The following is a 19,462-nucleotide window of genomic DNA, read 5'->3' on the forward strand; positions in this document are numbered from 1 at the left end:
TTTTTATCGGGTATCAATATGCGTGTTTTACTGGCGCCGATGGAAGGCGTGCTCGATTCTCTGGTGCGCGAGCTGCTGACTGGAGTGAATGATTACGACCTCTGCATCACCGAATTTCTGCGCGTGGTGGATAAACTCCTGCCGGTAAAATCGTTCCATAAATTGTGCCCGGAACTGAATAACCACAGCCGTACGGCGAGCGGCACGCGGGTGCGCATCCAGCTGCTGGGCCAGCATCCGCAGTGGCTGGCCGAAAACGCCGCCCGCGCGGTGGAGCTAGGCTCGTGGGGCGTTGACCTCAACTGCGGCTGTCCGTCGAAAGTGGTCAACGGCAGCGGCGGCGGCGCCACACTGCTTAAAGATCCGGACCTTATCTACCGCGCCGCGAAGGCGATGCGCGAGGCGGTGCCGGCCGCGCTGCCGGTCACCGTGAAAGTCCGCCTCGGCTGGGACAGCGGCGAGCGCCAGTTTGAAATCGCCGACGCGGTGCAGCAGGCGGGAGCCACGGAAATCACGGTCCACGGGCGCACCAAAGAGGACGGCTACCGGGCCGAGCGCATCAACTGGCAGGCGATCGGCGATATTCGCCGCCGGCTGACCATCCCGGTGATCGCCAACGGCGAGATCCGGGACTGGCAGAGCGCCAGGGAGTGCATGGCGGTGACCGGCTGCGATGCGGTAATGATCGGCCGCTGGGCGCTCAACGTGCCGAATCTCAGCCGGGTAGTGAAGGATAACGCGCCGCGCATGCCGTGGCCGGAGGTGATGCAGCTGCTTCTCAAGTACTGCGGCCTTGAGAAGCAGGGCGATACCGGCCTGTATCACGTGGCGCGCATCAAGCAGTGGCTGGGCTATCTGCGCAAGGAGTACAGCGAAGCGGAGGCGCTTTTCGTCACCATCCGCGCGCTTGCGGACTCGGCGGCCATCGCCCGGGCTATCGAGCAGGCGGCCAGCCGCCTCAGCCGGGCCGGCGGGCGCTGAGTAAAAACAGCATCGGGCGCGCCGTTTCCTCTTCCAGCGCCGGATTGGCGCGGACCTGAGCCTGGTCCGGGCCCCACTCATCGACGTGGACAATCTCAAATCCGGCGGCCAGCAGGGCGTTGATCCAACTGGCCAGTTTGCGGTGCTGCTTCTTCACGCCGTCGGCAAACCAGTTGCTGACGCGCTCGCCCTCCTGCTGATAGTGATTGACCGGCCATGATTTCTCACCGGCCTCATCCTGCACCCAGCCCTGCCTGAGCGGCGCGGTGTAGATGGGGTGCTCGGCGGAAAACACCAGCATACCGCCCGGCTTCAGGGCCTGAAACAGCGTCGCGAACAGGCCGTCGATATCGCGCAGGTAGTGCAGAGCCAGCGAACTGTAGGCCAGATCCGCGCTCTGCGCGCCGAGGCGCAGCGTCTCCAGATCCTCCCGGCGGTAGGTGATGCCCGGATCGCGGGTCATCTCCTGCGCTTTTGCCAGCATCTTCTCCGACACGTCCAGCCCCAGAACGGCGGCGGCGCCCTGTTCGCGCGCCCAGCGGCAGAACCAGCCGTAGCCGCAGCCTAAATCCACAATCTTTTTATCTGCAACAGCGGGCAGCATGCTGCGCAGCGCGGGCCATTCCGGCGCGCCGTCCAGGCCTTTAACCGAGCGGTCGAGCGTGGCATAGCCGGCAAAAAACTGCGGGTCGTCATACATATTTTGCGTCATTACATTTCCTCAGATATCGGCATTTCAGGGAGTATACGTAAAACCCGGTCTGAGGATAATTCCACACCTTCTATACTTATATTCCTCATCACCAGCAGGAGTGCGCTATGACCACGAAAGTTGCCGTTGTGACCGCTTCAGATTCCGGGATTGGTAAACAGTGCGCCCTGCAGCTGGCGCGCCGGGGCTATGCGCTGGGGATAACCTGGCACAGCGATGAAGAGGGCGCCAAGCGTACGGTGCGGGAAGTGACCGCCCTCGGCTGCGAGGCGAAGGCTATTCAGCTCGACCTCGGCCGTCTGCCGCAGGGCGTCAAGGCGCTGGAGACGCTGATTCAGCGGCTGGGGCGCATCGACGTGCTGGTCAATAACGCCGGGCGGATGACCAAAGCCCCGTTTCTCGACGTCACGCTCGACGACTGGCGGGCGACCTTTGCCGTGGACGTGGAGGGCGCGCTGCTCTGCTCGCAGATCGCCGCCAGGCACATGATTGCCCAGGGCGACGGCGGGCGCATTATCAATATCACCTCGGTTCATGAACACACGCCGCTGCCGCAGGCCTGCGCCTACACCGCGGCCAAGCACGCCCTCGGCGGCTTAACGAAGTCGATGGCGGTTGAGCTTGCCGGGCACAGTATTCTGGTTAACGCCGTGGCGCCGGGCGCGATTGCCACGGCGATGACCGGTCTGGGCGACGATGAGGTGGAGCCGGGATCGATGCCGGGCATTCCGCTGGCCCGCCCCGGGCGTACCGAAGAGATAGCCGGTCTCGTCGCCTGGCTCTGTTCCCCCGAGGCGGCGTACACCACCGGGCAGTCGCTGATCGTCGACGGCGGTTTTATGCTGGTGAATCCGCAGGTGAAAGCGGCCCTGTAGCGGCGGCGGAAATCAGCCGCTAGCCTGCCCTGGCTAGCCTATTGATTCAGGGCTGCCCGAGGTAACGGTCACCGGGGCCAGCGGCCTCGGCTACTCCTCTGCCGAGGCGTTTTTATCGCGGTGCTTCAGCCACAGGCGCACCGCGATGACCAGCACCACCACAATAATCAGCCACGCCCAGTGCTTAATGTGCCTATCGAGATCGTGCAGCCACGGCGCAATGGCCTCGCCGCCAAGATAGCCCAGGGTGGTAAACAGCAGGGCCCAGATCAGGGCACCCAGAATGTTGAGCGGCAGAAAAACCTTCGGCGGCAGGCGGCTGGCGCCGATGAGCAGCGGGCCAATAATGCGAAAGCCGTACATAAAGCGGGTGCCGATAACGAACAGCCACGGGCGCTTCTGAATATGACGCTGGGCCTTCTCTATCTTCTTTTGCTGGCGCTTAAAGCGCTTGAGAATGCGCGTTCCGAAGTGGCGGCCGAGCAAATAGAGCGCCTGATCGCCAATCATCCCTCCCAGCGCGACGGAGGCGACCACCAGCCAGAAGCGCAGCAGGCCCTGGTGGGCCGCGACGCCGCCGAGCAGGGTGACGGTTTCGCCCTCGGCAAGGGAACCCAGAAGCAGAGCGGCATAGCCGTAGTGGCTGATAAGGTTGTGAATATCCATCGTTGCGATGACATCTCCCTGAAAAGACAAGTTCCTTAAGCATACACCTCGCCATCACAATCGCCAGGCGGCACCCGCCCGAGCGCTGACGCTTTGTGCTGTTGTACAAAAAGTAATCACAACCTGAATTATACTTACTGGAGTCGTGTCCGGGCGTCACGACGAGGAGGATTTATGAATCACGTATGGGGACTGCTGTCCCGTCCCAACCGCGAAATGATCGATATTCAGCGCGAGGACGAAAGCCTCTCGCACCACTATATGCACCACGTTCTGGCCCTCGCGGCCGTGCCCGTTATCTGCGCGTTTATCGGTACCACGCAGATTGGCTGGGACTTTGGCGACGGCAACGTGGTCAGGCTGTCGCTGGCCACGGGCCTGATGCTGGGCGTGCTGTTTTACGCTCTGATGCTGGCGGGCGTGGCGGTGATGGGGCGGGTTATCTGGTGGCTGGCGCGCAGCGTGCCGCAGCGGCCGCCGCTCCGGCGCTGCATGGTGTTTGCCGGCTATGTTGCCACGCCGCTGTTTTTAAGCGGCATCGTCGCGCTTTATCCGCTGGTGTGGATGTGCGCGCTGGTGGGTACGGCCGCGCTCTGCTATACCGGCTATCTGCTCTATATTGGTATACCCGGTTTTCTCAATATCAACCGCGATGATGGGGCAAGCTTTGCCGGCTCGACGTTTGCGATCGGTGTGCTGGTGCTGGAAGTGCTGCTGGCGGCGACGGTTATCCTTTGGGGCTACGGCTACCGCCTGTTCTGAATGCCCGCATGGCCGCTGGCGCAACGCCGCGGCCATGCAGCATTTATTCACGATTCTCCTGTGGCGGGAGAAAACGCGGCCACGGTATGATGCTCCGCTTTTTAAATATTCATGAAAGTAATATTGTTTCGTGAATCATATATAAATAACCATCAGAACAGAGATCATGCACAAATTTCGCGTTTCCCTGCTCGGCATCGCGCTGATGCTGGCAGCTCCGTTTGCGCCGCAGGCTATTGCCAGAACCGCCTCCACTGCCGTCGCCGCCCAGCCGGACATTGCTTCCGGCAGCGCGATGATCGTCGACCTCAACACCAATAAAGTCATTTACGCCAGTCGTCCGGACCTGGTGCGGCCCATTGCGTCCATCACTAAGCTGATGACCGCCATGGTGGTGCTCGATGCGCACCTGCCGCTGGATGAGATGCTGAGCGTGGATATCAGCCACACGCCGGAGATGAAGGGTATCTATTCCCGGGTGCGGCTCAACAGCCAGATCAGCCGCAAAAACATGCTGCTGCTGGCGCTGATGTCGTCCGAGAACCGCGCGGCGGCAAGCCTTGCGCACCACTATCCCGGCGGCTACGACGCCTTTATCCGCGCCATGAACAACAAGGCCCGCGCGCTCGGCATGACTCACACCCGCTACGTGGAGCCCACCGGCCTGTCGATTCACAACGTCTCGACCGCCCGCGATCTGACGAAGCTGCTGATCGCCACCAAACAGTATCCGCTGATTGGCCAGCTCAGCACCACCAAAGAGGATGAGGCCACCTTCCGCAACCCGGCCTACACGCTGCCGTTTCGCAATACCAACCACCTGGTCTACCGCGACAACTGGAATATCCAGCTGACCAAGACCGGCTTCACCAACGCCGCCGGCCACTGCCTGGTGATGCGCACGGTGATGAACAACCGCCCGGTGGCGATGGTGGTGATGGACGCCTTCGGCAAATACACCCACTTCGCCGACGCCAGCCGCCTGCGGACCTGGATTGAAACCGGTAAGGTGATGCCGGTCCCGGCCGCCGCGCTGAGCTATAAAAAGCAGAAAGAGGCGCAGATGGCCCAGGCGCTGCTGAGCGAGTCGGCGGCGACGCAGGCGGATTAAGCGTACCGAACGCCGGGCAGAGGGGCATCTGCCCGGCAACAGAGCGCACCGCAGCACTCCTTGCCGACTTCTGCGGCATAACCTCCCGCTCGATCTTTGATAGTCACACGGCTCCTCTTGAGATTATAAGCTACAGCTTATAAACTCTTTCTATAAGCCACAGCTTATACAAGGAGAGTGACATGTGGACGGTGCTATTCAGCCAGCGCTTCGACGACTGGTTAAGCGAGCAGGAAGAGGCGTTGCAGGAAAAGGTATTGGCTGATTTGGGGAAGCTAAAAGCGTATGGCCCGAATTTGCCCCGGCCCCATGCCGACACGCTGAAAGGCTCGCGTTACAATAATATGAAAGAGCTGCGCATACAGTTTGCAGGCAGGCCCGTTCGCGCATTTTACGCATTCGATCCGGTTCGCCACGCCATCGTGCTGTGTGCTGGCGACAAGAGCAGTGACAAACAGTTTTACGACAGAATGATACGCATCGCTGACGACGAATTTTCAGCGCACCTCGCCAGGCAGGAGAAGGAGAAGATAAGATGAGAACCTTAGACGATGCCATCGCATCCCGTTCGGCGCAGAGCCAGGCGCGAATCAAAGAGATGACGGATGAAATGGTGCTGGAGGTTGGCCTGCAGCTGATGCGCGAAGAGCTGCAGCTTTCGCAAAAGGCGCTGGCGGAGGCCATGGGCGTTCGCCAGCCGGCCATTGCCCAGATAGAGCAGCGCGGAAACGATCTTAAAATTGCCACCCTTAAGCGCTACGTTGAGGCGATGGGTGGAAAGCTCAGCCTGGATGTTGAGCTTCCCGGCGGTAAAAAAGTGGCGTTTCAGATTTAAGCCTCGCCCCGGCCTGGCCGACGTTTCGTCCCGCCGGGCCGGAGAGGTGCGTCCCTCGCGTCCTACTCCGGCAGCGTCCAGTCGCCGTCATTGAGCGGGCGCTGCACAATCACCGTGTCCCGCCAGTCGCCGAGCTTATAGCCGACGCTGCGCAGGGTGCCCACCACCTCAAAGCCGTGCTTCAGGTGCAGCTTCAGCGAACCGGCGTTGTTATTGCCGTCGCCGACCACCGCCACCATCTGCCGCCACGGCCCCTGTTCGCAGAGGGCGATGAGCGCCGACATCAGCGCGCTGCCGATGCCGTGGCCGGTCATGCCGGTATCGACGTAAATAGACTCCTCAATAGTGAAGCGGTAGGCCGGGCGCGGGCGGTAGGGCGTGGCGTAGCAGTAGCCCACCACCACGCCGCGATAGAGCGCCACCAGCCACGGCAGGCCGTGGTCCGCCACCTTCTGCATCCGCGCCCGCATCTCTTCGATCGTCGGCGGCACCTCCTCGAAAGAGGCGCGGCCGTTGAGGACGTGCCAGGCGTAGATGCTGGTGATAGCGTGAACATCGTCAGGGAGGGCGGCGCGGATCTGCACGTCGCCTGCCGGTAATACCTCTGCTGCTGTCACCGCTTACTCCTCGCCCTGCGCGGCTTCGGCCCAGTGCTTGCGCTTGCTGGTTTTACCGATGCCGGGGTTCATGCTGTTGGTCGGATCGTTCTGCCGGTAGAACGTTTTCAGACTCTCTGGCGCTTCGTAAAGATGGCCGACGTTGTGCTCCGCCGGATACTGCGCGCCGCGCGCCTTGAGCAGCGCCAGCATCTGCTCTTTGAGCGCGTGGGCATCAACGCCTTTCTTCACGATGTAGTCTTGGTGGAAGACGTGGCACATAAAGTGGCCGTAGTAGAGCTTGTGCACCAGCTGGCCGTCAATCTCCGGCGGCAACTGCTCGAACCACTCGGTGTCGTTGCGGCGCAGGGCGATATCGAGGGCCAGAATATCCTCAACCTCATCGGCGTGTACCGCCTGATAGCGGATGGCCGCCCCGGCGGCGGCGAAGCGGTGCAGAAACGCCTTGCTGCCTTCTTCCGGGGTGCAGGCGAAAAAGTCGCCCTCAGCGGTCTTAAAGTACTCCGTCAGCCACGCCTGCGCCTCGTCGATGCCGTCGCCGGCCATTTTCAGCAGCAGGTGGTGCTCGTACTTATCGCGGTACTGCTTCATGCGCGCCGGCAGGTGCGCCGGGAAGGCGCCGCCGAGCTTCTGCATAAAGCGGTCGGTAAAGTGCGGTCTGAACAGCGGCACCTTCTCCAGCATCGCGTCGGTGCGGCCCTTGAGGGTAAAGAAGAAGGGCATCTTGTCGGTGCCGAGCTTGTCGATCATCAGGAAGGTATCTTTGCCGTACTTCTCGGCAATATCGTAAATATCGCGGTGCATATATTCGCCCGCTACCGGCAGGTGTTCGAATTCGGCGAGGATGTGGCGGCGGATGTCGGTCAGCACCTGCGGCTGGTTGGTGCCGATATAAAACACCTGCTGGCGCTTTTCGGCCTCGAAGGTGTCGAGGCGCACCGCAAACACCGCCAGCTTGCCGGCGCAGCCGGAGGATTCAAACAGGCGGTCGGGATCGGCGTTATAGCGGGCCGGGGTGTCGGCGTCGACGTCGCGCACCCGGGTAACGTAATCGTGGTCGTGGGCGTGGCGGCCGTCGTGGCGCACGTTCTCCGCCCGCAGGCGGTCGTCGTCCAGGCAGCTCAGGATCTGCTCCGGCGTCTCGCCAAGATCGATACCCAGATGGTTCACCAGCTGCAGCTTGCCCTCTTCATTGATGCGGGCGAACAGCGACATCTCGGTATAGGCCGGGCCGCGCTGCACCAGCGAGCCGCCGGAGTTGTTGCAGATCCCGCCGATCACCGACGCGCCGATGCAGGAGGAGCCGATCACCGAATGCGGCTCGCGGCCCAGCGGCTTGAGCGCTTTCTCCAGGGTATAAAGGGTGGTGCCGGGGAAGGCCAGCACCTGCTCGCCGCCGTCCAGCAGCTCCAGCTTATCGAGGCGCAGGGTGCTGATAATTACGATGTCGCGGTCATAGTCATTGCCGCTCGGCGTGGAGCCTTCGGTCAGGCCGGTATTCGCCGCCTGCATCAGAATGATTTTGTCGGCCTGCACGCAGGCGCCCAGCACGCGCCACAGTTCCAGCAGGGTGCCGGGAAAGACCACGGCGATGGCGTCGCCGTGGCCCGAGCGGAAGCCTTTACGATAGCGGGCGGTCTTGGCCGGGTCGGTCAGCAGGTGTGAGCCGCCGACGAGGCGGGCCAGCTCAGAGAGAAATACGCGATTGTCAGGTGTTGTCGCTGAAGACATCTTCCCACTCCTTGTGGTGAGTATGGATTTGTTAACGCATAAGTGACACAAGAATAGCGCTCTGTATGACAAATGGGAGCAGGAAATTGGCGAAAATTCAGAACCTCGCCCGGGTATTGCCATCGCCTACGCTTCCCGCTTGTGGCAAACTGCTGTTTTTGGCAGGTTTTTGCCCCTGCCCGGACACCTTGTGAGAGTACCCGACTATGAAATGGCTCTGTTCTGTAGGCGTCGCCGTGGCCCTCGCGCTGCAGCCCGCGCTGGCTGAGGATATTTTCGGCAACCATCCGATGAACCCGCAGGCGCGGGACGCCTTTGTCAGCGATCTGCTTAAAAAAATGACCGTCGATGAAAAAATCGGCCAGCTGCGGCTGATAAGCGTCGGGCCGGACAACCCGAAAGAAGCCATCCGCGAAATGATCAAAAACGGCCAGGTAGGGGCGATTTTCAATACCGTCACCCGCCACGATATTCGCGCCATGCAGGACCAGGTGATGCAGCTCAGCCGCCTGAAGATCCCGCTGTTTTTTGCCTATGACGTGGTGCACGGCCAGCGCACCGTGTTTCCGATAAGTCTCGGCCTTGCCTCCTCGTTTAATCTCGACGCGGTGCGCACCGTCGGGCGCATTTCCGCCTACGAGGCCGCCGACGACGGTCTCAACATGACCTGGGCGCCGATGGTGGACGTCTCCCGCGACCCGCGCTGGGGCCGTGTTTCAGAAGGCTTCGGTGAGGATACGTACCTGACCGCGATGATGGGCAAAACCATGGTTGAGGCGATGCAGGGCAAAAGCCCGGCGGACCGCTATTCGGTGATGACCAGCGTTAAGCACTTCGCCGCCTACGGCGCGGTGGAGGGCGGGAAAGAGTACAACACCGTTGATATGAGCCCCCAGCGGCTGTTTAACGATTACATGCCGCCCTACAAGGCCGGGCTGGACGCCGGCAGCGGCGGGGTGATGGTGGCGCTCAACTCGCTGAACGGCACGCCCGCCACCTCCGACGCCTGGCTGCTGAAAGAGGTGCTGCGCGACCAGTGGGGCTTTAAGGGCATTACCATTTCCGATCACGGCGCCATTAAAGAGCTGATTCGCCACGGCACCGCCGCCGATCCTGAGGACGCGGTGCGGGTGGCGCTGAAGTCCGGCGTCGATATGAGCATGAGCGATGAGTACTACAGCAAGTACCTGCCGGCGCTGGTCAAAAGCGGCAAGGTGACGATGGCGGAGCTGGACAACGCCGCGCGCCACGTGCTGAACGTCAAATACGACATGGGGCTGTTTAACGATCCCTACAGCCACCTCGGGCCAAAAGCGTCCGATCCGCAGGACACCAACGCCGAGAGCCGCCTGCACCGTAAGGAGGCGAGGGAGGTGGCCCGCGAAAGCCTGGTGCTGCTGAAAAACCGTCTTGAGACGCTGCCGCTGAAAAAATCCGGCACCATTGCGGTGGTCGGCCCGCTGGCCGACAGCCAGCGCGACGTGATGGGCAGCTGGTCCGCCGCCGGCGTTGCCGCCCAGGCGGTACCGGTGCTGGACGGCATTAAAGCGGCGGTAGGCGACAAGGCGAAGGTTCTCTACGCCAAAGGCGCCAACGTCACCGACGATAAGGGCATTGTCGACTTCCTCAACGGGTATGAGCAGGCGGTGAAGGTCGACCCGCGCGCGCCGCAGGCAATGCTTGATGAAGCGGTGGCGGCGGCGAAGCAGTCCGACGTGGTGGTGGCGGTGGTCGGCGAGGCGCAGGGGATGGCCCATGAAGCTTCCAGCCGCACCAGCATCGGCATTCCGCAGAGCCAGCGCGATCTGATTGCCGCGCTCAAAGCGACCGGCAAGCCGCTGGTGCTGGTGCTGATGAACGGCCGCCCGCTGACGCTGGTCAAAGAGGACCAGCAGGCGGACGCGATCCTCGAAACCTGGTTCGCCGGCACTGAGGGCGGCAACGCCATCGCCGACGTGCTGTTCGGCGACTACAACCCCTCCGGCAAGCTGCCGATGTCCTTCCCGCGCTCGGTGGGGCAAATTCCGACCTACTACAGCCACCTCAACACCGGCCGTCCATATAATCCGGAGAAGCCGGATAAATATACCTCCCGCTATTTCGACGAAGCCAACGGGCCGCTCTATCCGTTCGGCTACGGCCTGAGCTACACCACCTTCAGCGTCTCGCCGGTGAAGATGTCGGCGCCGACCCTGGCCCGCGGCGGGAAGGTCACCGCCAGCGTCGAGGTGACCAACACCGGCAAGCGCGAGGGGGCCACGGCTATCCAGATGTACATTCAGGACGTCACCGCCTCCATGAGCCGGCCGGTGAAGCAGCTGCGCGGCTTTGAGAAAATCACCCTCAGGCCGGGCGAAACCCGCACCGTCAGCTTCCCGATTGACGAGGGGGCGCTTAAGTTCTGGAACCAGCAGATGAAGTACGCCGCCGAGCCGGGCAAGTTCAACGTCTTTATCGGCGTTGATTCGGCCAGGGTGACGCAGGGCGAGTTTGTGCTGCAGTAGATAAATCGGGGCCGGGAAACCGGCCCTCTCTTTTTCTGGCGGCAGTCTGCGGCCTATTTCCGCTATTGAGATTTCGAAAACCCCGTTCCTCGTCTATCTTTTTAGGTTAACCCCCGGAAAAACAGCGACAATAAGAGGACTCATCATGCGAAGCACATCGGGAATCATTGCGGGGGCGCTGATGCTGGCCGCGTCCGCCCAGGCGGCAGAGCCGGTTAAAGTCGGATCCAAAATTGATACGGAAGGGGCCCTGCTGGGGAACATCATCTTACAGGTGCTGGACAGCCACGGCGTGCAGACCGTTAACAAGCTGCAGCTCGGCGCCACGCCGGTGGTGCGCGGGGCGATTACCGCCGGCGAACTGGACATCTATCCGGAGTACACCGGCAACGGCGCCTTCTTCTTTAAGGACGAGAACTCCCCGGCGTGGAAAAACGCCGACGCGGGCTACCAGAAGGTGAAAAAGCTCGATTTTGCGCAGAACAAGCTGGTGTGGCTGACGCCGGCCCCGGCCAACAACACCTGGACTATCGCCGTGCGCGGCGATCTGGCGCAGCAGAACAAGCTGGCCTCCCTCGACGATCTCAGCGCTTACCTGAAAAAGGGCGGCACCTTTAAGCTGGCGGCCTCCGCCGAGTTTATCGAGCGCCCCGACGCGCTGCCCGCCTTCGAAAAAGCCTATAACTTCAAGCTTGACCAGAGCCAGCTGCTGTCGCTGGCCGGCGGCGATACGGCGGTGACCATCAAAGCCGCCGCCCAGCAGACCTCCGGAGTGAATGCGGCGATGGCCTACGGCACCGACGGTCCGGTAGCGGCCCTGGGCCTGAAGACCCTGAGCGATCCGAAAGGCGTGCAGCCGATCTACGCTCCGACGCCGGTGGTGCGCGAAGCGGTACTCAAGGCGCACCCGGAAATTGCCGCGTGGCTGAAGCCGGTCTTTGAACAGCTGGATGCGAAGACCCTCCAGACCCTCAATGCCAGCATCGCGGTAGAGGGGCTGGATGCCAAAAAGGTGGCCGCCGACTGGCTGAAGCAGAAAGGGCTGGTGAAGTAGCCCGTGACCCTGCGCTGCCATAACCGCGTTTTGCTGCTGCTGGCGCTGATTGCGCTGGCGGCGGCGTTTCTGCCCTTCGTTAACTATGCCCCTAATCGCCTGGTCTCCGGCGAAAGCCGCCAGATCTGGCAGGTGTGGTCCTTTCCCGCCGCCGGGCTGCTGGCGCTGCTCCTGGTGCCGATCGCCCTGAGCATGGTGCCGGGCCGCGCGGCGCTGGCGGCAACCCTTGTGCTGTCGCAGTTGCTGTTTATCGCCCTCGCGTGGAGCTGCGGCGAGGCGGCCACCCGGCTTGCCGCCGCCGGTTCGCCGCTGGCCCGCACCTCGCCGGGCAGCGGGCTGTGGTTGTGGCTGCTGCTGGCGCTGCTCGCCTTCAGCGACGCCGCGCGGCGGCTCAACGTCGGTCCGCTCTGGCGCTGGCTGCTCAACGTACAGATCTGGATCGTGCCGCTGTTCCTGCTGTGGCGCGGCGCGTTCGGCGATCTGTCGCTGATGAAAGAGTACGCCAACCGCCAGGAGGTGTTTGACGGCGCCCTGCAGCAGCACCTGATCCTGCTGTTCGGCACGCTGCTGCCGGGGCTGGCTATCGGCGTTCCGATCGGGCTGTGGTGCTGGCGGCACGCCGCCCGCCAGGGGCGAGTCTTTACCGTGCTTAACGTTATCCAGACCGTGCCCTCGGTGGCGCTGTTTGGTCTGCTGATCGCCCCCCTGGCCGGGCTGGTGAAAACCTTCCCGTGGCTGGGAACCCTCGGCGTCAGCGGCACCGGCCTGGCCCCGGCGCTGATCGCCCTGGTGCTCTACGCGCTGCTGCCGCTGGTGCGCGGCGTGGTAGCCGGGTTGCAGCAGGTGCCCGCCGAGGTGCTGGAGAGCGCCACGGCGATGGGCATGAGCGGCAGCCAGCGGCTGTGGAAGGTCCAGCTGCCGCTGGCCCTGCCGGTGCTGCTGCGCAGCCTGCGGGTGGTGACCGTACAGACCATCGGCATGGCGGTGGTGGCGGCGCTGATTGGCGCCGGCGGCTTCGGGGCGCTGGTGTTTCAGGGCCTGCTCAGCAGCGCGCTGGATCTGGTGCTGCTCGGCGTGGTGCCAGTGGTAGCGCTGGCGGCCATCGCCGACGCGCTGTTCGCCCTGTGGATAGCGCTACTGAAAGGAGACGCGCATGATTGAGTTTCAGCAGGTGACAAAACGCTTCGGCGGCCGGGCGGCGGTCAAGGATCTTAATCTTACTCTGCGCGAAGGGGCCTTTTCGGTGCTGATCGGCACCTCAGGCTCGGGTAAATCCACCACCCTGAAGATGATTAATCGTCTGGAAGAGCATGACGAGGGCACCATCCGCTTCGCCGGCGAGGATATCCGCCGCCAGCCGGTGCTCGATCTGCGCCGCCGGATGGGCTACGCCATTCAGTCGATCGGCCTGTTTCCCCACTGGACGGTGGCGCAGAACATCGCCACCGTGCCGCAGCTGCAGAAGTGGCCCCGGCAGAAGATTAATGACCGTATTGACGAGCTGCTGGCGCTGCTCGGGCTGGAGCCCGCCATGCGCGGCCGCTATCCGCACCAGCTCTCCGGCGGCCAGCAGCAGCGGGTCGGCGTCGCCCGCGCGCTGGCCGCTAATCCGGAGGTGCTGCTGATGGATGAGCCCTTCGGCGCGCTCGACCCGGTGACCCGCGGCGCGCTGCAGCAGGAGATGCGGCGCATCCACCGTCTGCTGGGGCGGACTATCGTGCTGGTGACTCACGATATCGATGAGGCCCTGGGGCTTGCGGATCATCTGGTGCTGATGGACAACGGCGAAGTGGTGCAGCAGGGCACGCCGCTCTCAATGCTGGCGGCGCCGAAAAACGCCTTCGTCGAGGCCTTCTTCGGCCGCAGCGAGCTGGGCGTACGCCTGCTGTCGCTGCGCGGCGTCGCCGACGCCATGCGCCCCGGCGAACGCGCGGCGGGCGAACCGCTTCCGGTTACGCTGTCGCTGCGCGAGGCGCTGTCGCAGTTCGTGGCGCGGGGCTGCGACGTGCTGCCGGTGGCGGACGCCGATGGCAATAGCCTCGGCGCGCTGCACTTCGCCGATCTGCTGCGCGGAGAAGCGCGGTGAGGAGGCTTCGCGATCCGCTCTGCTGGCTGCTGGCGCTGTTTGCCGCGCTGCTTTTTCTGCTGCCCTACAGCGGCCCGCTGTTCAGCGCCCTGTTTCCCGAGCTGCCGCGCCCGGTCTATCAGCAGCAGAGCTTCTGGTCGCTGACCCTGGCGCACTTCTGGCTGGTGGGCGCCTCGAGCCTGGTGGCGATAGTCACAGGCATCGGCGCGGGCGTGGCGGTTACCCGTCCTGCCGGGCGGGAGTTTCGTCCGCTGGCGGAGACGCTGGCCGCGATGGGGCAGACCTTCCCGCCGGTGGCGGTGCTGGCCCTGGCGGTGCCGGTGATGGGCTTCGGCCAGCAGCCGGCGATCGTCGCCCTGACGCTGTACGGCATTCTGCCGGTGCTGCAGGGGACGCTGGCGGGGCTGGGCGCGGTGCCGCGTTCGGTGCTGGAGGTGGCGAAGGGGATGGGCATGAGCGGCGGCCAGCGCCTGTGGAAAGTGGAGCTGCCGCTGGCGGCGCCGGTGATGCTGGCGGGGATCCGCACCTCGGTTATCGTCAATATCGGTACGGCGACGATTGCCTCAACGGTGGGCGCCAACACGCTCGGCACGCCGATCATTATCGGCCTGAGCGGATTTAATACCGCCTACGTGATTCAGGGGGCGATACTGGTGGCGCTGGCGGCGATTATCGTCGACAGGCTGTTCGAGCGCCTGGCGGGACGATTCAGCCGACACCGCCGCGAACGATGAACGAATAGCCTGCGAGCATGACGCCGCTGATGCCGCCGATGGCCATCAGGGCGAAGAGGGTGATGACGGCAAGTTTGGCAGGTTTCATAGATGTGCTCCTTACGTTAATGGCGTGATTATAAGGTGAAGCCGGCGGGTTAATGAACCCCTGATTGCCTTTAATGCGCACATTTGGCCGCTTTTGCGCGCCCGGCGCGGGTGAAAAACGGCGATTGCCCGGCAACTTTCCCGATTTGCTCAGGATGTCAAAGAAACGTTTCGCTGGTCGGTGTATGTTACCGGCTTTGGGGAAAAGTGTGGTTCTGCGGTATGTATGAGTTCAACCTGGTGTTACTGCTGCTGCAGCAGATGTGCGTGTTTCTGGTTATCGCCTGGCTGATGAGCAAGACGCGACTGTTTATTCCCCTGATGCAGGTCACCGTCCGCCTGCCGCACAAATTTCTCTGCTACGTGGTGTTCTCCATCTTCTGCATTATGGGCACCTGGTTCGGCCTGCATATCGAAGACTCTATCGCCAACACCCGCGCCATCGGCGCGGTGATGGGCGGCCTGCTCGGCGGCCCAGTGGTGGGCGGCCTGGTGGGGCTTACCGGCGGCCTGCACCGCTATTCGCTCGGCGGCATGACGGCGCTGAGCTGCATGATCTCGACCATCGTCGAGGGCCTGCTGGGTGGGCTGGTACACAGCATTCTGCTGCGCCGGGGCCGCAGCGACAAAATCTTCAATCCCGTCACCGCCGGGGTGACGACCTTTATCGCCGAAGCGGTGCAGATGCTGATCATCATCCTGATTGCCCGGCCGGTAAACGACGCCGTACACCTGGTGCAGAGCATTGCCGCGCCGATGATGGTCACCAACACCGTCGGCGCGGCGCTGTTTATGCGCATCCTGCTCGACAAGCGGGCGATGTTTGAGAAGTACACCTCGGCGTTTTCCGCCACCGCCCTCAAGGTGGCCGCCTCCACCGAGGGGATCCTGCGCCAGGGCTTTAATGAAGAGAACAGCATGAAGGTGGCGCAGGTGCTGATTAAGGCGCTGGATATCGGCGCGGTGGCGATCACCGATCGCGAAAAGCTGCTCGCCTTTACCGGTATCGGCGACGATCACCACCTGCCGGGCAGGCCCATTTCGTCGCGCTACACCCGCCGGGCCATTGAGAGCGGGGAGGTGGTCTACGCCGATGGCAACGCCGTGCCGTACCGCTGCTCGATTCATCCCCACTGCCGGCTCGGCTCCACGCTGGTTATTCCCCTGCGCGGCGAAAACCAGCGGGTCATCGGCACCATTAAGCTGTACGAGGCGAAAAACCGCCTGTTCAGCTCCATCAACCGCACCCTCGGCGAGGGTATCGCCCAGCTGCTGTCGGCGCAGATCCTCGCCGGGCAGTACGAGCGCCAGCAGGCGCTGCTGACCCAGTCGGAGATCCGGCTCCTGCACGCTCAGGTCAATCCGCACTTCCTGTTCAACGCCCTCAACACGCTGAAGGCGGTGATCCGCCGCGACAGCGAGCAGGCCGGGCAGTTGGTGCAGTACCTTTCCACCTTCTTTCGTAAGAACCTTAAGCGGCCTTCCGAAGTCGTGACCCTGGCGGATGAGATAGAGCACGTCAACGCCTACCTGCAGATAGAGAAAGCGCGCTTCCAGACGCGTCTGCAGGTACAGCTCAGCGTGCCGCCGTCCCTGGCCCACTGCCAGCTGCCGGCCTTTACCCTGCAGCCGATCGTCGAGAACGCCATTAAGCACGGCACCTCCCAGCATCTGGGCGTCGGTGAAATTACCCTGCGGGCCAGCCGGGAAGACCGCTGGCTGCTGCTGGATATTGAGGACAACGCCGGGCTGTATTCGCCGAAAGCGGCCTCCGGCGGGCTGGGCATGACGCTGGTGGACAAGCGCCTGCGCGCCGGTTTCGGCGACGGCTGCGGCATTACCGTTACCTGCGAACCGGAGCAATTTACCCGTATTACCCTGCGCCTGCCGCTGGAGGAGAACGTATGATCCGCATTCTGATCGTTGACGACGAGCCGCTGGCGCGCGAAAACCTGCGCATTCTGCTCGAATCCCACGAGGATATCGAGGTCGTCGGCGAGTGCGACAATGCCGTCGAGGCCATCGGCGCCGTCCACCGCCTGCGTCCGGACGTGCTGTTTCTCGACATCCAGATGCCGCGCATCAGCGGCCTGGAGATGGTCGGGATGCTCGACCCTGAGCACCGGCCGTGGGTGGTGTTTCTCACCGCCTACGACGAATATGCGGTGAAGGCGTTTGAAGAGCACGCCTTTGACTATCTGCTCAAGCCGGTGGAGGCGGGGCGGCTGGCGAAAACCCTCGCCCGCCTGCAGCAGGAGCGCAGCCGCCGGCAGCAGGATCTGTCGCAGATAGCCGAGAGCCAGCAGCCGCTGAAGGTGATCCCCTGCACCGGCCACAGCCGCATCTGGCTGCTGCAGATGGCGGACGTGGCGTTCGTCAGCAGCCGGATGAGTGGTGTGTACGTGACCGACGGCGAAGGGCGCGAGGGCTTTACTGAACTGACGCTGCGCACCCTGGAGAGCCGCACGCCGCTGCTGCGCTGTCACCGCCAGCATCTGGTCAATATGCAGCACCTGCGGGAGATCCGTCTTGAGGAGAACGGCCAGGCCGAGCTGCTGCTGCGCAGCGGGCAGACGGTGCCGGTCAGCCGCCGCTATCTCAGGAGTCTCAAAGAGGCGTTGGGATTGTAGCGTTCAGTGGTAAACTAGCGGTTTGCGACAGATTCTGAAGGCCACATGCTGAACAACGACATCCTCCGTAGCCTGCGCTACATGCTGAAAACCAACAACCCCGACATGGTGCGCATCTTTGCCCTTGCCGGCACCGACATCACCGCAGAGCAGATCGTGCCGTGGCTGCGCAAAGAGGATGAAGAGGGCTTCGCGCGCTGCCCGGACGTGATCATGTCCGCCTTTCTCAACGGCCTGATCTACGATAAGCGCGGCAAGGATGAGAGCGCGCCGCCGCTGGCCATCGAGCGGCGGATCGATAACAACGTCATCCTCAAAAAGCTGCGCATCGCCTTTGCGCTCAAAACCGATGATATCCTTGCCATCCTGACCGAGCAGAAGTTCCGCGTTTCGATGCCGGAAATTACCGCCATGATGCGCAAGGCCGATCATAAAAATTACCGCGAGTGCGGCGATCAGTTTTTGCGCTACTTCCTGCGCGGGCTGACCGCCCGGCTGATGGCAAAACCCTAACGTACTTCGCCGCGGCAGGCTTGAGATCGTCGCGGCGCCCCGCCCGGCGAGGGCGGTGGCGTACAGGCCATCGGTAAAAAGGCGCGGGGCGATGGCGACGCGCTCCGCCTCACCGCTGCGGGCGCGGGCGAGCCGGCCCCGACGATGCGGATAAACGTTTGCAGCAGAACGATTCTGTCTATGCGTTCGATTCGCCTCATTTTTATCCTTCCTGTACGTATTACGTATAATTGTTTTACTACTGCACTATCGCCCGGCGGGTAAAAATAGCGCCATCTTTGCGATGCCGTTTAGGAAACTGCTCATGAACGCACACTCTCTGTCATCGTCCGCCGCCGGTCGGGTCGTCTTTGCCCTTGCCCTCGGCGCCGGCTTCAGCGTTGCCGCTATCTATTACGCGCAGCCGCTGCTGCCGCTGCTGGGCCGCGATTTGCACCTCTCCGTGAACCAGATGGGGCTGGTCCCGACCTTCACCCAGGTGGGCTACGCGCTGGGCATCCTGTTTCTGCTGCCGCTGGGCGACCGCTACGATCGCCGGCGGCTGATCCTGCTGAAAAGCGCGGCGCTGGCGCTGCTGCTGCTGGCCTGCAGTCTGACCGGACAGCTGACCTCGCTGCTGACCGTCAGCCTGCTGCTGGGGATGGCGGCCACCATGGCGCAGGACATCGTGCCGGCGGCGGCCATTCTCGCCCCCGACGGTAAGCAGGGGAAAATGGTCGGAACGGTGATGACCGGCCTGCTGCTCGGCATCCTGCTGTCGCGCACCGTCAGCGGCTTTGTCGGCGCGACGCTCGGCTGGCGAACGATGTACCAGCTGGCCGCGGCCAGTATTGTGCTGGTGGGGCTGCTGCTCTGGTCGGTGCTGCCGCGCTTTGCGACCCACTCGACCCTGAGCTACCCCGCGCTGATGGGCTCGATGGCGCGCCTCTGGCTGCGCTATCCCGCGCTGCGGCGGGCGGCGTTTGCCCAGGGGTTTCTGTCGGTGGCGTTTAGCGCCTTCTGGTCAACGCTGGCGCTGATGCTGCTGGCGAAGTATCAGCTCGGCAGCGCGGCGGCGGGGGCATTTGGTATCGCCGGCGCGGCCGGGGCGCTGGCGGCGCCGCTGGCCGGGGGACTGGCGGACAGAGTGGGGCCGCAGCGGGTCACCCTGCTGGGCGCCGCGCTGGTAACGCTCTCTTTCGGACTGATGCTCCTGCTGCCGCTGCTGTCGCCGCACGGACAGCTGGCGCTCATCGCCGCGGCGGCGGTCGGTTTCGATCTTGGCCTGCAGTCGAGCCTGGTGGCGCATCAGAATCTGGTGTACCGGCTGGAGCCGCAGGCGCGCGGGCGGCTGAATGCCCTGCTGTTTACCGGCGTATTTATCGGCATGGCGATGGGATCGGTGCTGGGCAGTAAGCTCTATGAGGTCGCTTCGTGGCAGGGCGTGGTGCTGCTGGCGATCGCCGCAGGCGGGGCGGCCGTGGCGGTGCGTCTCTATGATGCCCGCTGTCTGCGCAAGGGCGAGTGCAAAGCATAAAAAAAAGCGCCACCGCGTGCGTGCGGTGGCGCTGATGTATCAGGCGGT

At 63.2% G+C, this 19,462-nt stretch carries 20 protein-coding genes; 15 read left to right on the top strand and 5 right to left on the bottom strand.

Features of this window, described 5'->3' with window-relative positions:
• Positions 1-18 precede the first annotated feature (18 nt).
• Complete coding sequence (dusC, locus tag ENGE1_RS01145) at positions 19-981, top strand: tRNA dihydrouridine(16) synthase DusC (RefSeq protein ID WP_048253919.1); 963 nt, start codon at positions 19-21, stop codon at positions 979-981.
• Here the strand turns inward: dusC and ENGE1_RS01150 are convergent.
• On the bottom strand, positions 959-1,693 hold the full coding sequence (locus ENGE1_RS01150) for a class I SAM-dependent methyltransferase (RefSeq protein ID WP_043082867.1): 735 nt from the start codon (positions 1,691-1,693) through the stop codon (positions 959-961). The two genes, dusC and ENGE1_RS01150, sit on opposite strands and share 23 nt — an antisense overlap.
• 107 nt (positions 1,694-1,800) lie before the next feature.
• Between ENGE1_RS01150 and ENGE1_RS01155 the strand changes: the two genes are divergently transcribed.
• On the top strand, positions 1,801-2,568 hold the full coding sequence (locus ENGE1_RS01155; RefSeq protein ID WP_048253920.1) for an SDR family oxidoreductase: 768 nt from the start codon (positions 1,801-1,803) through the stop codon (positions 2,566-2,568).
• 90 nt (positions 2,569-2,658) lie between these two features.
• Here the strand turns inward: ENGE1_RS01155 and ENGE1_RS01160 are convergent, their stop codons facing one another.
• Complete coding sequence (locus tag ENGE1_RS01160; RefSeq protein WP_048253921.1) at positions 2,659-3,234, bottom strand: DedA family protein; 576 nt, start codon at positions 3,232-3,234, stop codon at positions 2,659-2,661.
• Positions 3,235-3,408: 174 nt separating this feature from the next.
• Here ENGE1_RS01160 and ENGE1_RS01165 point away from each other — a divergent pair, with 174 nt between their 5' ends.
• From ENGE1_RS01165 to ENGE1_RS01180, 4 genes are all read left to right on the top strand, one after another.
• The gene (locus ENGE1_RS01165) at positions 3,409-3,996 is read left to right on the top strand and encodes a Yip1 family protein (RefSeq protein WP_048253922.1); all 588 of its coding nucleotides are present in this window, start codon (positions 3,409-3,411) and stop codon (positions 3,994-3,996) included.
• A gap of 166 nt (positions 3,997-4,162) precedes the next feature.
• Positions 4,163-5,107, top strand: a complete 945-nt coding sequence (gene pbpG / locus ENGE1_RS01170) for a D-alanyl-D-alanine endopeptidase (RefSeq protein WP_048253923.1) — start codon at positions 4,163-4,165, stop codon at positions 5,105-5,107.
• Between the two features lie 182 nt (positions 5,108-5,289).
• Positions 5,290-5,646: a type II toxin-antitoxin system RelE/ParE family toxin gene (locus ENGE1_RS01175; RefSeq protein ID WP_045289934.1), complete on the top strand. Its 357-nt coding sequence runs from the start codon at positions 5,290-5,292 to the stop codon at positions 5,644-5,646.
• On the top strand, positions 5,643-5,942 hold the full coding sequence (locus ENGE1_RS01180; protein ID WP_043082872.1) for a helix-turn-helix domain-containing protein: 300 nt from the start codon (positions 5,643-5,645) through the stop codon (positions 5,940-5,942). The genes ENGE1_RS01175 and ENGE1_RS01180 overlap by 4 nt, the downstream gene beginning before the upstream one ends.
• A 62-nt stretch (positions 5,943-6,004) precedes the next feature.
• On the opposite strand, the gene ENGE1_RS01185 is transcribed toward ENGE1_RS01180, so the two are convergent.
• Together ENGE1_RS01185 and dld are read right to left on the bottom strand one after the other, a co-directional pair.
• Positions 6,005-6,559 (bottom strand): GNAT family N-acetyltransferase, encoded by a 555-nt coding sequence (locus ENGE1_RS01185; protein WP_043082873.1) that lies wholly within the window; start codon positions 6,557-6,559, stop codon positions 6,005-6,007.
• 3 nt (positions 6,560-6,562) lie between these two features.
• Positions 6,563-8,290, bottom strand: coding sequence for a D-lactate dehydrogenase (gene dld, locus ENGE1_RS01190; protein ID WP_048253924.1), 1,728 nt, complete (start codon positions 8,288-8,290; stop codon positions 6,563-6,565).
• A gap of 206 nt (positions 8,291-8,496) precedes the next feature.
• Between dld and bglX the strand changes: the two genes are divergently transcribed.
• The 5 genes from bglX (at position 8,497) to ENGE1_RS01215 (ending at position 14,668) form a co-directional block, all read left to right on the top strand.
• Positions 8,497-10,794: a beta-glucosidase BglX gene (gene bglX / locus ENGE1_RS01195; RefSeq protein WP_048253925.1), complete on the top strand. Its 2,298-nt coding sequence runs from the start codon at positions 8,497-8,499 to the stop codon at positions 10,792-10,794.
• Positions 10,795-10,939: 145 nt separating this feature from the next.
• Positions 10,940-11,848, top strand: coding sequence for a glycine betaine ABC transporter substrate-binding protein OsmF (gene osmF, locus ENGE1_RS01200; RefSeq protein ID WP_043082879.1), 909 nt, complete (start codon positions 10,940-10,942; stop codon positions 11,846-11,848).
• A 3-nt stretch (positions 11,849-11,851) separates the two neighbouring features.
• The gene (locus ENGE1_RS01205; protein WP_048253926.1) at positions 11,852-13,009 is read left to right on the top strand and encodes an ABC transporter permease; all 1,158 of its coding nucleotides are present in this window, start codon (positions 11,852-11,854) and stop codon (positions 13,007-13,009) included.
• The gene (locus ENGE1_RS01210; protein ID WP_043082881.1) at positions 13,002-13,934 is read left to right on the top strand and encodes an ABC transporter ATP-binding protein; all 933 of its coding nucleotides are present in this window, start codon (positions 13,002-13,004) and stop codon (positions 13,932-13,934) included. The genes ENGE1_RS01205 and ENGE1_RS01210 overlap by 8 nt, the downstream gene beginning before the upstream one ends.
• Positions 13,931-14,668: an ABC transporter permease gene (locus ENGE1_RS01215; protein WP_048253927.1), complete on the top strand. Its 738-nt coding sequence runs from the start codon at positions 13,931-13,933 to the stop codon at positions 14,666-14,668. Before ENGE1_RS01210 ends, ENGE1_RS01215 begins: the two co-directional genes overlap by 4 nt.
• Here ENGE1_RS01215 and ENGE1_RS26365 read toward each other — a convergent pair.
• Positions 14,643-14,756: a protein YohO gene (locus tag ENGE1_RS26365; RefSeq protein WP_071883356.1), complete on the bottom strand. Its 114-nt coding sequence runs from the start codon at positions 14,754-14,756 to the stop codon at positions 14,643-14,645. The two genes, ENGE1_RS01215 and ENGE1_RS26365, sit on opposite strands and share 26 nt — an antisense overlap.
• Before the next feature lie 221 nt (positions 14,757-14,977).
• Here ENGE1_RS26365 and ENGE1_RS01220 point away from each other — a divergent pair, with 221 nt between their 5' ends.
• From ENGE1_RS01220 to ENGE1_RS01235, 4 genes are all read left to right on the top strand, one after another.
• Positions 14,978-16,663 (top strand): sensor histidine kinase, encoded by a 1,686-nt coding sequence (locus ENGE1_RS01220; RefSeq protein WP_048253928.1) that lies wholly within the window; start codon positions 14,978-14,980, stop codon positions 16,661-16,663.
• The gene (gene btsR, locus ENGE1_RS01225) at positions 16,660-17,385 is read left to right on the top strand and encodes a two-component system response regulator BtsR (protein ID WP_043082886.1); all 726 of its coding nucleotides are present in this window, start codon (positions 16,660-16,662) and stop codon (positions 17,383-17,385) included. Before ENGE1_RS01220 ends, btsR begins: the two co-directional genes overlap by 4 nt.
• Positions 17,386-17,430: 45 nt before the next feature.
• The gene (locus ENGE1_RS01230) at positions 17,431-17,898 is read left to right on the top strand and encodes a YehS family protein (protein ID WP_045289940.1); all 468 of its coding nucleotides are present in this window, start codon (positions 17,431-17,433) and stop codon (positions 17,896-17,898) included.
• A gap of 304 nt (positions 17,899-18,202) precedes the next feature.
• Positions 18,203-19,414: an MFS transporter gene (locus ENGE1_RS01235; protein WP_043082889.1), complete on the top strand. Its 1,212-nt coding sequence runs from the start codon at positions 18,203-18,205 to the stop codon at positions 19,412-19,414.
• Positions 19,415-19,462 lie beyond the last annotated feature (48 nt).

It is taken from the genome of Pluralibacter gergoviae ATCC 33028 = NBRC 105706 (genome assembly GCF_001598855.1).
Lineage (GTDB): Bacteria > Pseudomonadota > Gammaproteobacteria > Enterobacterales > Enterobacteriaceae > Pluralibacter > Pluralibacter gergoviae.

Excerpts from the sequence above, each read along its gene's own strand:
- ENGE1_RS01150 (WP_043082867.1), bottom strand. The coding sequence starts at position 1,693 with ATGACGCAAAATATGTATGACGACCCGCAGTTTTTTGCCGGCTATGCC.
- bglX (WP_048253925.1), top strand. The coding sequence starts at position 8,497 with ATGAAATGGCTCTGTTCTGTAGGCGTCGCCGTGGCCCTCGCGCTGCAG.
- ENGE1_RS01160 (WP_048253921.1), bottom strand. The coding sequence starts at position 3,234 with ATGGATATTCACAACCTTATCAGCCACTACGGCTATGCCGCTCTGCTT.
- ENGE1_RS01235 (WP_043082889.1), top strand. The coding sequence starts at position 18,203 with ATGAACGCACACTCTCTGTCATCGTCCGCCGCCGGTCGGGTCGTCTTT.
- dld (WP_048253924.1), bottom strand. The coding sequence starts at position 8,290 with ATGTCTTCAGCGACAACACCTGACAATCGCGTATTTCTCTCTGAGCTG.
- ENGE1_RS01175 (WP_045289934.1), top strand. The coding sequence starts at position 5,290 with ATGTGGACGGTGCTATTCAGCCAGCGCTTCGACGACTGGTTAAGCGAG.
- ENGE1_RS01230 (WP_045289940.1), top strand. The coding sequence starts at position 17,431 with ATGCTGAACAACGACATCCTCCGTAGCCTGCGCTACATGCTGAAAACC.
- osmF (WP_043082879.1), top strand. The coding sequence starts at position 10,940 with ATGCGAAGCACATCGGGAATCATTGCGGGGGCGCTGATGCTGGCCGCG.
- ENGE1_RS01155 (WP_048253920.1), top strand. The coding sequence starts at position 1,801 with ATGACCACGAAAGTTGCCGTTGTGACCGCTTCAGATTCCGGGATTGGT.
- ENGE1_RS01210 (WP_043082881.1), top strand. The coding sequence starts at position 13,002 with ATGATTGAGTTTCAGCAGGTGACAAAACGCTTCGGCGGCCGGGCGGCG.
- ENGE1_RS01180 (WP_043082872.1), top strand. The coding sequence starts at position 5,643 with ATGAGAACCTTAGACGATGCCATCGCATCCCGTTCGGCGCAGAGCCAG.
- dusC (WP_048253919.1), top strand. The coding sequence starts at position 19 with ATGCGTGTTTTACTGGCGCCGATGGAAGGCGTGCTCGATTCTCTGGTG.
- pbpG (WP_048253923.1), top strand. The coding sequence starts at position 4,163 with ATGCACAAATTTCGCGTTTCCCTGCTCGGCATCGCGCTGATGCTGGCA.
- ENGE1_RS26365 (WP_071883356.1), bottom strand. The coding sequence starts at position 14,756 with ATGAAACCTGCCAAACTTGCCGTCATCACCCTCTTCGCCCTGATGGCC.
- ENGE1_RS01220 (WP_048253928.1), top strand. The coding sequence starts at position 14,978 with ATGTATGAGTTCAACCTGGTGTTACTGCTGCTGCAGCAGATGTGCGTG.
- ENGE1_RS01165 (WP_048253922.1), top strand. The coding sequence starts at position 3,409 with ATGAATCACGTATGGGGACTGCTGTCCCGTCCCAACCGCGAAATGATC.
- btsR (WP_043082886.1), top strand. The coding sequence starts at position 16,660 with ATGATCCGCATTCTGATCGTTGACGACGAGCCGCTGGCGCGCGAAAAC.